We start from the raw sequence: 13903 nt of genomic DNA, 5'->3' as shown, positions 1-13903 counted from the left end.
GCTATTATAATGATTATACATACTAGATATAAAACAGTTTTAATCGCTGCTTTTTTATTGGCAGCTGGACTAACTTCATGCAAAAAAATGCTTGATGAGGAGAACCTCAGTGGTATTACCGACGAGACTTTGTATACAACACCTAAAGGTTTTGAGACCTTGGTTAATGCCGCTTATAGTTATCAACGTTGGTGGTATGGTAAGGAGCGTGGCTATAATATAGGAGAAACTGGTACCGACTTATGGACCAATGGTGCCGGTGATGTATATCCGGATCTTACGACCTATCAAAATCTTCAAGCAACCAACGGCGCCTTACAGGAAGTATGGTCTAATTTTTACAAGGCCATTAATGTATGTAATGCCGGTATCGCAAGAGTCGGAAATTCGGGGATGGATCAGGCACTGCAAATACAGCGGACAGCGGAATTTCGATTTCTGCGCGCCTTCTATTACTATCACATTGTAGAAACCTGGGGAGGCGTCCATTTGACAACCGAGGAAACAGTAGGTGTCGTTACAGAAGCAAGGAAATCGAGTGTCGATGACTTTTACAACTTAATTATCGAAGATTTACGTTTTGCTGTTGATCATTTAGCGCCTACTACCGCTGATTATGGGCGCGTAACAAAGCCAGCTGCGGAGGCGTTTTTGGCACGTGTATACTTAACCAGAGGGTTGAATGCCGAAGCGAGTGCTTTAGCTAAAAAGGTAATTAGTGATTATGGTTTTGCTTTACTGCCTAATTATGCTGACTTATGGAGAATGAACAATCTCCAAAATAGTGAAATTGTTTATGCCGTTAATTATTCTTCTAATCTGAACGATAATGACAAACAGGACGATAATGTTTATCCGGATGGAGATAATAGAGGGTCAAATAGTGCCCATATGCTTTTCCTGATGAAGTATGATGATCAACCGGGAGTGATTAGAAGCTTGGAATATGGTCGGCCTTTTAACCGTTATCAGCCATCAAGATATTTATTATATCTTTTTAATGAAAACATCGATAGCCGATTTGAAGCCTCTTTTCAGAACGTATGGTATTGTAATCAACCGAATGCGTCGGGAAGACCTGCAGGGATGAATGTTGGCGACACAGCCGTATTTATTTCAAAGTATACGGTTCCGGCCTCGGTACGTGCAACAAAAAATTACACCATCTATGATGATGGCGATATTTATAATACAGATGGCTCATCGAAGAATCGGCTACGTTATATTTCACTTAAAAAGTTCATGGATAACACCCGAGGAAGTATAAACGAAGCGCAGAGTGTTCGGGATGCTTTTGTTATTCGCTTAGCCGAAATGTACTTGATCGTAGCCGAAGCTGCCTTTAAAACCGGCAATAACGAGGAGGCCGTGACTTATTTGAATATTATTCGTGAACGTGCTGCAAAAGAAGGATATAAAGAAGAAATGGATGTTAACGCTGCTGATGTAACGCTGGATTTTATATTAGAGGAACGGGCAAGAGAGTTCGCGGGAGAGCAGATGCGATGGTTTGATTTAAAACGTACCGGAAAATTAAAAGAAAGTCTGCAAAAATACAACCCACATGCGATTACTTATTTCAGAGATTATCATATGCTTCGTCCAATCCCTCAAAACCAATTAGACGCTGTAACCAATAAAAGTGAATTTACTCAAAATCCGGGATATCAGTAGCAGGTGGTTGAGTAGTTGAATAGTTGAGTAGTCAAGTAGTTAAGTAGGAAAATAGTGAATTAGCCAATGTGATGATTAGCCAATGTGATGATTAGTCTTTATATTTACCTGCCTACCGTCAGGCAGGTGTCCTGATACTTATATCTTGATTACTCAGATTAGCCTCCAGCATATTGCCTATTGCTTAAGGCTTAAAACTACGCAATCGTTGCCGGCAACGATTGCGTAGTTTTTTACGAGATCTCTTGAGGGGATTTCTTTTTTATCCATGTATCTTGTAGCTATCAACGAGCCAATCATAGCTTTTTGATTAACCAATAAATCCACAATTTCTATTAACTTATTAGAACCATTATGACTAAAAAATTATGGACGCTTTTTGGGCTCTTATTTTTCAGTTATTGCTCTTCGTTTGCCCAAACAAGATCAATTACCGGAAAGGTCGTCAATACAGCGCAAGAGCCGCTACCTGGTGTAACGGTAGCCGTAAAAGGAACAAGTACAACTACAAGTACAAATGATGTCGGAGCGTTTAACATTCAGCTGCCAAATACGCAGAACCCCGTGTTAACCGTTACCTACCTGGGTTACAAAATGCAGGAAATTCCTATTAACGGACAAGAAACCCTCACAATTACTCTAGAAGAAGATGCAACAGGTTTAGACGAGGTGGTCGTAGTCGGCTACGGGACGATGAAAAAAGGAGACCTTACAGGTGCCGTCGGTTCGGTCACTTCCGAGACTTTAAAAGCTCGTGGAACTACCTCTGCTATGGCTGCCTTACAAGGCTCTGTTCCGGGGGTCGATATCAGCTCCACCTCAACAAAACCCGGAGGTGGATTTAATATCCAGATCCGGGGACAAAACTCGTTAGCGGGTGGAAGCCCTTTGTATGTTGTGGATGGCGTAGTGATGGGCGATATCAATTTTTTAAATCCAGCCGATATTGAGCAAATTGACGTTTTGCGTGATGCCTCTTCGACAGCCATCTACGGTTCGCGCGGCTCGAACGGCGTTGTTATTGTGCGAACAAAGAATGCTGGCAGTAATCATGGTTCGCGAATGTCAGTGACTTACGATGGTTTCTACGGTATTCGTAAAATTGCAAGATTACCGGATTTTATGAGCGGACGAGAATGGGTAGACTTCCGCACGTCGGCCTACTATACTTATAACACCAATTTAGGTCAGTATGAATTAACGCCCGCTAATAGAAATTCTGTTTTACAGCGAAGCCCGCTATTGGAACAACGTCTATTTGATGAAGATTATGAAGATTGGCTTGCTTTGGGTACACAAGATGGGCATCAGCAAAATCATTATGTAAATATTGGTGGAAGCTCAAGTGATCTAGCTTATAATCTCGGTTTAGGTTATCAAGATGAAGAAGGTAATTTTATCAACGAAAACCTAAAGCGATACAATATGAAATTGAGTATCGACCACCGGGGATCCAAGTTTTTTTCGGCAGGAGGTACCATTAATTTATCCCATACCGTTACTAATCAAGGAAGCCAGTATGGCTATCGCGATATTATGCGAATGCCCGTTATCTTGCGTGCGTATGATGATCAAGGTAATCTTATTCAACAACCCGGTATTGCCGCATCTATTCAAGGTAGTGGAAACTTTACGAGCTCACCCAATCCACTGCAAGAGATTAATAGCGGTAATCAAGAGACTAGACGGTATGACGTGTTAGCAAGCGCCTACGCGCAAGTAAACCTGTTTGATGGATTCTCTATAAAAAGTACCATCATGCCGCGATTTACCCGTGAGCGAGTGGGACAATACTATGACGTTGTGCCAGGTAATAGGAACCAGAATGAGGCCTATCAACAAAATGATGAAAGTCTGGAATATACCTGGGATAATCAAATAACCTATAATAAGACCTTTAATGATAATCATCACTTAAATGCCACCCTTATAAACAGTTTTTATAAAACTCGATTTGAAAGAATACAGGCCGCTACCCAGAATTTACCTTACGATTCTCAGTGGTATAATTTATTCACAGGTAACTTAATGCGGGACAATTCACTAACTTCATATAACGAGTCTGGTTTGATTTCTTATGCAGCACGTGTTAACTATGATTATAAAGGAAAGTACTTAGTTACCGGAACAATCCGTTATGACGGAAGCTCTAAATTGGCCGACAAATGGGCCTCTTTTCCCTCCTTTGCACTAGGTTGGCGCTTATCAGAAGAAGAATTTATGAAGGCCGATTGGCTCTCCGATTTAAAGGCTCGATTTAGTTTTGGTTACTCGGGAAACAATAACGGAATTAGCCCTTACGGATCAATGCAAACACCGATTTCGGATGAATTGATATGGTATGATTTTGGCGATGGTAATGCAGTTTCCGGCCTCCGACCAGGCTATCCCGTCAATCCTGCAATTACGTGGGAGAAGACACGGGAGCTGAACTTCGGACTGGACTTTGGTTTTTTCAATCAACGACTTTATGGATCACTTGATGTCTATGATAAGTTGTCCGATGGCTTGTTAATGAGTAGATCGTTGGCTATTGAATCGGGTGTTGCTACCATGACAGATAATATTGGTTCAGTAAGCAATCGCGGAATTGAAATTTCCCTAAACTCAACCAATATCCGTACGCCTAATTTCCAATGGACTACCTCTCTGAATTTCGCTCATAATAAAAATGCCATCGAATCTCTTTATGGTAAAAAGGAAGATGTAATGGGCGAAAAAAGGTTTATCGGACACCCTATTGAGGTAATTTACGACTATCGTGTTGTAGGAATTTGGAAATCGGATGAAGTGGAGGAAGCTGCGCGATGGGGGCAACAGCCAGGTCAGGCACGAGTAGAGGATATTAACGGAGACGGTATTATTACAGCGGCTAACGACCGGGTAATTTTGGGTAGTCCTAATCCTAAATGGACTGCCAATCTTCGCTCAACTTTTAATTACAAAAGCTGGGATTTATCAGTTGATTTGTTTACTCGTCAAGGGATTTTTGTACAGGATCGATTTTTGGAAGAATTTGGCCCAGGTAATACGCAGCGTGGAAGACCTAAAATTCGCTTCGATTATTTCGTGCCTCAAGGGATCGATAGATACGATTGGAATAATTGGGGTACAAAAGAAGACGGATCTCCCTCGGCTACTTGGTCGCCTACAGCTGGAAACGAAAACGGGAAATATCCGGCTATTAATAACGCCGGACCATATTATGGCAGTAACGGACAATATACCGATGCCTCTTTTGTAAAAATAAGAAACATTATCTTGGGTTACACGCTTCCAAGCAAAATGTTGTCGAAAGCGAAAATAAGTCAGTTACGCGTATACCTTAACATACTTAACCCATTCACTTTTACCAAATACGAAGGTTGGGATCCGGAATATGCAACTACCTCCTTACAGAACGGTAATGGTCCAAGTACAGTTACTTATCAATTGGGTGTAAATCTTAAGTTCTAATTTGATTATTGACGATTTAATATAACGATCATGAAGCGTATTTTAATATATATAGTTCTTACATTGTTACTCAGTGGCTGTAAGAAATTTTTAGAGGAAGATAATAAAGGAGGGATCACGAACGAAGAGTTCTATCGAACCGAGGCGGGTTATGAAACTTTAGTAACAGCCTCTTATTCATCCTTGCGTGAGACGTTCCGACTAACTCCCTGGTTGTTGGTAGCGGGTACTGATATGTATCAACGAGCGAGAGGTACGGGTGATCGATCTATTCAGGAATACGAACAACTTTATGCCACGGATTCCTATGTAAAGGACTATTACCAACTCTGTTATAAAGCTATTCAAACTGTTAATATGGCTATTTTTTATAATGATATAGCCGAAATTGACGCGGAGAAAAAAGCAACTTACCTAGCTGAATTGCGCTTTTTGCGCGCTTTTTATCACTTTCTTTTGGTGGAGCAGTTTGGCGGGATCTATATTAATACAGAAGCCACTTTTGAACCGCGATTAAATATGCCGAGAAACAGCTTGGAGGAATGCTATACCTTTATCATTGGCGAAATGGAAGCAGCCCTTCCCCTTGTCGGAACAGCTAAGGCGCGAGTAAATAAAACAGTCATTAACCATTACTTAGCGAAGGTATGCCTTACCCGGGCGTGGGATCTGAAACAAGCGGCTGATTTTGAAAAAGCAAAGACTTATGCCTTGGCTGCGATAAATGGCAAAACAATTAGTATTCCATTTGAGCAATTATGGAGCCCTTATAATGAAAATAATGATGAGATTATTTTTGCGATACAATATGATTTGGAATCCATTGCTTCCAGTACGGACGGAAACAATCAACAGGGTATTTTCGGTCCCTACTTAGGTGGATCCGAGCTAAATCATAAATACATGAGTGCTCAATTATACCCTTCCTGGAATTTACATACTTTTTATGGAGAGAATGACGCTCGATACGATGCAACTTTTATGCTAACCATTTATGATCAATATTTTGATTATTATGATGCCAGCAAAGATAAATCCAGCATCTTGATCAGAGCCTATTATCCGCGCGTTTGGGGTAGAGAATATACAAGCGCCGATTCTTTAGCGTGGGCAAATCAACACCAGGGACAAATAGCAAGTAATTTCCGGTATTACCCGTTTAAGTACGATGAAGAGGCTTATAGAGCCTTCTATGACGCGGATATGAGTACACCGGTTATTAAAAAGTTTGATAGTCCGCAAACTCGTACCATATTTCAGCAAACAGCCAGTGTGCGAGATATTGTATTGGCACGTTTGGCCGAAACCTACTTCCTTTATGCAGAAGCTTGTATTGGATTGAATGATTTCGCCAGTGCAGCAACTTATGTACAGGCGGTGTTGGATAGACCGGGTAATGCAAAAGACGGCGGACGGTTAAGTCCGAATATAGATATCGCCACAGCCGCTGGCCAAAGTCAGGCACTTGATGCTTATCTGATTGAAAGTGCGAAAGAGTTTGCGGGCGAATATTTAAGGTGGCCGGAGTTGAGAAGAACAGGGAAATTGAAAGAATTTTGTGCCAAATATAACTATGATATCAAACGCATTGGAGTCGATCGCGCCTTTAGAGGACCAGACGGTCAAGATAAGATTTTGCGACCGATTCCACAGGACGCTATTGATCTCAATGAAGCGGAAATCCAACAAAACCCAGGATACGAAGCCAGATAAAAAAACAGCGCAATCGTTATCGGTAACGATTGCGCAAATAAAGACCTTTAAATGTTTGAAAAGATTAGCGGATAGCCTTAGAATTGTAGGGGCATAACCGATTGATACCTTGATAATGCTTTATGAATAAGATACTGAAAACTGTTATACTCTTAATTTTTACCCATGGGGCATTCGCCCAAAAACTTGCTGAACCAACTGTCTCATTACCTACTTTTAAAAAGGATACGGTATCAATCACTGCTTTCGGAGCGATTTCCGGTGGACGTCATTTAAATACGGAATCGATTAATCAAGCTATTGATCAAACACATAAGAAGGGGGGAGGCGTGGTCTTAATTCCTGCAGGTGTATGGCTATCGGGGCCTATTACCTTAAAGAGCAATATAAACTTGCATTTGGCCGCTAACGCGTTGCTGCAGTTTACAAAAGATTTTTCGCAATATTCCTTGGTACAGACCAGCTGGGAAGGGATCCCGCAGATGCGGAACCAATCGCCTATATGGGCCTTAAATCAGCAAAATATAGCGATTACCGGGAAAGGGGTTATTGACGGAAATGGTGATGCTTGGCGAATGGTGAAAAAGGCGAAAATGACAGAAACGCAATGGAAGAAGCTTATAAGCTCCGGAGGCGTTCTTAACGAAAAAGGAGATATTTGGTATCCTTCTCAGAGTTCTTTGAAAGGAGCTTCTTATAAGGATCCCGGACTTGTGGAGAAGGGGAAAAATGCACAGTTCTATGAGGAAATAAAGGACTATTTGAGACCGAATATGATTTTGCTCGAGAAATGTGAGCGTATTTTGCTGGAGGGTGTAACATTTCAAAATTCAGCTGCTTGGAATATCCATCCCTTAATGAGCGCCGATTTAACCATACGGAATATTAATGTACGCAATCCTTGGTATTCCCAAAATGGAGATGGCTTGGATATTGAGTCTTGTAAAAACGTACTGGTGGAACAAAGCACCTTTGATGTAGGTGATGATGCTATCTGTATTAAAAGCGGCAGAAATGAAGCGGGTAGGGAACGTGGTATGCCAACGGAAAATCTGTGGGTACGGAATTGTACGGTTTATCATGCGCATGGTGGTTTTGTTGTGGGAAGCGAAATGAGCGGCGGTGCGAAAAATTTATATGTTGACAATTGTACGTTTATCGGAACCGATATCGGTTTACGATTTAAAACGACACGTGGAAGGGGAGGCGTAGTAGAAAATGTATATATCAATAACATTTTCATGAAAGATATTCCCGGAGAGGCTATTCTGTTCGATATGTATTATGAAGCAAAGGATCCGATCGTGTTAAGTGGAGAACATCGGGAACCTCCTAAAGTGGAATTTTTGCCTGTTACTGAAGCAACACCGCAATTTAAGGATTTTTATATTAATAATGTGGTTTGCGATGGGGCAGCTAAAGCGCTCTTTATCCGAGGCTTACCTGAAATGCACATAAAGAATATTCAATTGACCAGGCTTGACATGGTTGCTAAAGAGGGCATCGATATACAGGAAGCATCCAATATAAGCCTGCGCGACGTAAAGTTGCAGGTTGAAGATGCTTCTAAGCAAATTGCCTATATTTTAAACAGCAATGATATAAAGCTGCATCAGCTAGAAGTGAAAAATGCAAATATCTTTCATCTTCAGGGCGAACGTACTTCTACAGTTGATGTGCAAGGCTTGACGGGAGCTCAACCGGTTATTAAAGCCGATTTTGGTGCCAATAAAAACGTTATAAACATTAATTAAGATAAGGAATGGATTGGATTTTTAAGCGGCTCTTGTTGCTATCGCTCATGATAAGCTATTTTAATGTACGAGCACAGGAAGTAAAATATAGTGAGTTGATGACGCAAACGGCTATGCGACTTTGGCCTGATGTTTTTACACTGGAAAAAAATCAGCCGGCTAAATGGAGTTATGACTTGGGGGTAATTCTAAAAGGAGTAGAAGGGGTTTGGAAGAATACAGCGAATAAGCGCTATTTCGATTATATCCAGCATAAAATGGACCATTATGTGCAGGAAGACGGTACCATCAATGCTTATAAAATGGAGGATTATAATATCGACTTCATTAATAACGGAAAAATCCTCTTATTTCTATATCAGGTAACTGGAAAAGAAAAGTACTTAAAAGCAGTCCGGCATTTAAGAAAACAACTTGATACACATCCACGAACCAAACAGGGTAGTTTCTGGCATAAGAAGATCTATACACATCAAGTCTGGTTAGACGGCTTGTACATGGGACAACCTTTTTATGCGGAATATGCAAAGCTGTTTAACGAGCCGAAAGCTTTCGACGACATTAGCCGTCAATTTGCTTTAATTGAAAAGAATACGCGTGACGAAAAAACGGGTTTATTATACCATGGTTGGGACGAATCGAAAGAACAACAGTGGGCTAATAAGGAAACGGGTCGGTCACCAAATTTTTGGAGCCGTGCGTTAGGATGGTACGGCATGGCCTTGGTAGATGTACTGGATTATTTTCCTAAAAATCATTCCGGTAGAGATACGATTGTAGCTATTTTGAATCGTTACGCAGATGCAGTTGCCAGGTTTCAGCAAGCGAATGGTCTTTGGTACCAGGTGACCGATATGCCCAGTAGAAAAGGAAACTACCCGGAGGCTTCTGCTTCATCGATGATTGTCTATACTTTAGCAAAAGGTGTGCGTTTAGGATATTTACCTGCTAAATTTTTGAAAAATGCTGAAAAGGGTTATACGGGTATTTTGAAAGAGTTCATTGAAAAAGATGAACAAGGCAATGTCAACTTAAACGGCACGGTGAAAGTTTCCGGTTTAGGAGGAAAACCCTATCGTGACGGCTCCTTTGAATATTACATGAGCGAACCGGTCATTCAAAACGACCCAAAGGGGATCGGTGCTTTCATACAATGTGCAGTTGAAATGGAAGTGGTCCCTAATTTGAAATTCGCTAAAGGAAAAAAGGTGCTGTTGGATTATTATTACAACCATGAAACAAGGAAAAGCTTACTAGGGCAGCAAGAACGTTATCATTATACCTGGGAAGAGCAGGATAACGGTGGTTATTCCCTGTTAGGGTACATTTTCCGTTCCTACGGTGCAGTTACTGATTCATTGGGAGCAAAACCTACAGAAGAAAATCTTCGAAAGGCCGATGTATATATCATCGTAGATCCTGACACCGAAAAGGAATCTGCCCATCCAAATTATTTGGCTACTCCTGAAATCGATGTAATTGTTAAATGGGTTAAAAATGGAGGAACACTTGTATTGCTTGGAAATGATGCCGGCAATGCTGAGTTTACGCATTTTAATGAGCTTGCAGGCCATTTTGGTGTTCAATTCAATGAAGACAACCATTTGATGGTGAAAAACAATCAATTTGAACAGGGAGCCGTTCAAGTCGATAAAAGTAACCCTATATTTAAAAGGCCCTATAAATTGTATATCAAGGAAATCAGTTCACTTCGCGTTTTTGCTCCTGCCACACCAATCGTTGGAACAAAAGGGTTAAATATCATGGCCATTAGCAAATACGGCAAGGGAAAAGTGTTTGTGTTAGGAGACCCATGGATATACAATGAATATTTAGATGGAAGGAAGTTACCTGCAGAATACCAAAATTTTCAAGCAACACATGATTGGGTGAAATGGTTACTTAAGTAATTAGCTAATAAGTCAATTAGCCAATTAGCTAATCATCACATTGGCTAATTAACTATTTAATGAGAAATAAAAGAAATGGAACGTTTAAACAATAAGTTTTTGCAAAAGGGTACGTTACCTGTCGAGGTTGAAGTGCCCGCGGCCAATTGGAAGGAATTGCCGGTAAAGGTAATACAGTTTGGTACGGGCGTATTATTAAGAGGTCTGCCTGAATATTTTATTGACAAGGCAAACAGAAAGCAGGTATTTAATGGAAGAATCGTTGTGGTGAAATCTACGGCAAGTGGCAGAACAGATAGCTTTGAGGAGCAGGATGGCTTATATACCCTTTGTGTAAAAGGAATTGAAAACGGAAAAGAAATCGAAGAGATCAGTATTAATTCTTCCATTAAGGAAGTATTAACCGCTTCGGAAAATTGGGGAGAAATATTACGTTATGCAGAAGAACCGCAATTGCGGGTAGTAATATCGAATACAACGGAAGTAGGTATAATGTATGATAAAGATGATAAGATTACATTGAACCCACCGCATAGCTATCCAGCTAAATTATTGGCTTTCTTGTATAAACGTTTTCAGTACTTCGGTGGTGATAAGGAGGCGGGAATGGTTATATTGCCAACAGAATTAATCTCAGACAATGGAAAAAAACTGAAAGAAATTATAGTGAAATTAGCTGAGCAACATCGGTTGGAGGCGGCATTTTTACATTGGCTTGAAGATGCCAATTATTTTTGCAATACATTGGTGGACCGGATCGTACCAGGAAAGCTTCCCTTCGAAGAACATCAAAAAATGCAGGAGCGTGTAGGATATCAAGACGACTTAATGATCATGGCGGAGCCTTTTCGACTTTGGGCAATAGAGGCGAAGGATCCGAAAGTTGCGGAAATTTTATCATTCAGTACCGTGGACGATGGAATGGTCATCACTTCAGACATAAGTAAATTTAAAGAGTTAAAGTTACGGCTGTTAAATGGTACGCATACCTTTTCGTGTGGACTAGCTGTTTTAGCTGGTTGCGAAACTGTAAAAGCAGCCATGGCTGATCCTCTTTTAGAAGGCTTTATAAAAAAACTACTAATGGAGGAAATTGTTCCAACCGTTGTGTCTCGCGGTGGTATCGAAAACGAGGAAGCCAAGCTTTTTGCCGAAAAAGTGCTGGATCGTTTTAGAAATCAGTCACTCGACCATAAGTGGATTAACATTACATTGAATTACACGTCTAAAATGGAAATGCGTAACGTAGCGCTTATAAAAGGATTTTATGATGCAGTAGGTGAGGCACCGGAGTTTATGGCCATGGGCTTTGCAGCTTATATACTTTTTATGAAGGCGAAGCGCAGTATTGACAATACCTATAAAGGTTATACTAACGAGAAGGGGTATTATACCATTAATGATGAATATGTCGCCTTATTTGAGGGACTGTGGAGTAAAGAACCGGAACAAGTGGTTGAAGCAGTTTTGAATGATCAACGCATATGGAAACAGAAGCTGACACTCCCCGGTTTTCAGGAGAAGGTACTGCATTATTTACGTTTATTAATGGATAATAAGGTTAAAGAAGTAATAAAAGAGGCTGTTAATAACAAAAAATACAATCAGCTTAATTAGGTTATGGGAGCAAGGGTTTTAAAGATACATCCGAAAGACAATGTATTGGTCGCGCTGCAAGATTTACAGCAAGGAGAACAAATCGTATATCAGTCGGAAACATATCTGCTGAAGGAAGATATTCCGGCAAAGCATAAGTTTTATACGCAGGATTTGGAAAAAGGAGCGGAGGTTCTCATGTACGGAACGCTCGTTGGGAAAACACAATATCCCGTGAAGGTGGGGGAACGTATGAGTACGGATAATCTAAAGCATGCGGCTGCAGCTTACGCATTCCGACCCTACAATTACCATTGGGAAGCCCCGGATGTATCCAAGTTTGCTAATAGAACTTTCAATGGATATCACCGGTCTAATGGCGAAGTTGGAACGGCAAATTACTGGTTATTTATACCTACCGTTTTCTGTGAAAACAGAAACCTAGACGTCATAAGAGAGGCATTGCATAATGAATTAGGGTATGCCGTGACAGATAAATACAAGAGGAAGGCGCGCTTACTGAAGGAATGGTACCGACAAGGTAAGGACCTTGCTTCAGTTGATTTAGATTTGCAGGAAGCATGGGTCCCAACCGATCGGGTTTTCAAAAATGTAGACGGCATTAAATTTCTGAACCATCAAGGTGGTTGTGGTGGTATTCGACAGGATGCGGCGGTATTAAGTAAGCTTTTGGCAGCTTATGCCGATCATCCGAACGTGGCCGGTGTAACCGTACTCAGTTTAGGATGTCAAAATTTACAGGTGCAGGACTTTTTAAATGACTTAAAAGACCGTAATCCAAACTTTGACAAGCCGCTTTACATTTTCGAACAGCAGCAGTCTAAAAGCGAAGAACAAATGGTTACGGAAGCGATTAGACAAACGTTCATAGGTTTAGCCGAAGCTGATAAATTGGAACGGAAACCTGCACCGCTCAGCAAGCTTACACTCGGTGTGAAATGCGGAGGCAGTGATGGTTTCAGTGGTATCTCTGCCAACCCTGCTGTAGGCTACTGTGCTGACCTACTAGTAGCACTGGGGGGGAAAGTTTTATTAGCTGAATTTCCGGAACTATGTGGGGCCGAGCAAAATTTGATAGACCGCACAAAGAATGAAGAGGCTGCAAAAAAATTTATAACCCTTATGGGGGCCTATAGCCAAGCGGCCGAAAATGCAGGTTCGGGATTTCATATGAATCCTTCTCCCGGAAATATTAAGGATGGCTTGATTACGGATGCCATTAAAAGTAATGGTGCCGCTAAAAAGGGTGGGACGGCGCCGGTAGAGGATGTGTTAGACTACACGGAACCAGCTATTAAACCGGGTTTAAACTTGGTTTGCACCCCTGGTAATGACGTAGAAGCAACCACGGGTAAAGCAGCAAGCGGAGCAACACTGATTTTATTTACAACAGGTTTAGGAACGCCCACAGGAAATCCCGTATGTCCGGTAATTAAAGTCGCCACCAATTCTTCGCTCGCTTCTCGTATGGCAGATATTATTGATATTGATTGCGGTCCGATTATTTCCGGTGAAAAAACCATCGAAGAAATGGGTGAGGATATTCTGGAATATTGTATTCTGGCAGCAAGCGGTGAGGTGATTCCCAAAGCAGTGCAATTGAATCAAGATGACTTTATTCCTTGGAAGAGAGGGGTGTCTTTGTAGTTGCTGGTTATTAGTTATTAGTTGTTAGTTATTGGTTGTTAGTTATTAGTTGTTAGTTATTGGTTATTAGTTGTTAGTTATTGGTTGTTAGTTATTGGTTGTTAGTTATTAGTTGTTAGTTATTAGTAGAAG

The 13903-nt window shown here is 41.0% G+C and carries 7 protein-coding genes; all 7 read left to right on the top strand.

All coding sequences use genetic code 11. The features are described from left to right. Positions 1 to 9: 9 nt before the first annotated feature. Positions 10 to 1674 carry a RagB/SusD family nutrient uptake outer membrane protein gene (locus M1D52_RS16525; RefSeq protein WP_437393031.1) on the top strand — a complete coding sequence of 555 codons (1665 nt, stop codon included), beginning with the start codon at positions 10 to 12 and terminating at the stop codon, positions 1672 to 1674. 354 nt (positions 1675 to 2028) lie between these two features. Further along, complete coding sequence (locus tag M1D52_RS16520) at positions 2029 to 5130, top strand: SusC/RagA family TonB-linked outer membrane protein (RefSeq protein WP_437393029.1); 3102 nt, start codon at positions 2029 to 2031, stop codon at positions 5128 to 5130. Between the two features lie 30 nt (positions 5131 to 5160). Further along, on the top strand, positions 5161 to 6843 hold the full coding sequence (locus tag M1D52_RS16515) for a RagB/SusD family nutrient uptake outer membrane protein (protein WP_437393027.1): 1683 nt from the start codon (positions 5161 to 5163) through the stop codon (positions 6841 to 6843). Between the two features lie 122 nt (positions 6844 to 6965). Beyond that, on the top strand, positions 6966 to 8597 hold the full coding sequence (locus M1D52_RS16510; RefSeq protein ID WP_130857563.1) for a glycoside hydrolase family 28 protein: 1632 nt from the start codon (positions 6966 to 6968) through the stop codon (positions 8595 to 8597). An 8-nt stretch (positions 8598 to 8605) separates the two neighbouring features. Next, the gene (locus M1D52_RS16505; protein ID WP_437393025.1) at positions 8606 to 10507 is read left to right on the top strand and encodes a glycoside hydrolase family 88 protein; all 1902 of its coding nucleotides are present in this window, start codon (positions 8606 to 8608) and stop codon (positions 10505 to 10507) included. Between the two features lie 75 nt (positions 10508 to 10582). After that, entirely contained in the window at positions 10583 to 12124 is a 1542-nt protein-coding gene (locus tag M1D52_RS16500) for a tagaturonate reductase (protein ID WP_437393023.1), read from the top strand. 3 nt (positions 12125 to 12127) lie between these two features. Next, entirely contained in the window at positions 12128 to 13771 is a 1644-nt protein-coding gene (locus M1D52_RS16495) for a UxaA family hydrolase (RefSeq protein WP_437363276.1), read from the top strand. Positions 13772 to 13903 lie beyond the last annotated feature (132 nt).

The organism is Olivibacter sp. SA151 (assembly GCF_054130995.1).
Note: the sequence above shows the minus strand (reverse complement) of the source record. Positions and strands in the feature narration are given on the sequence as shown.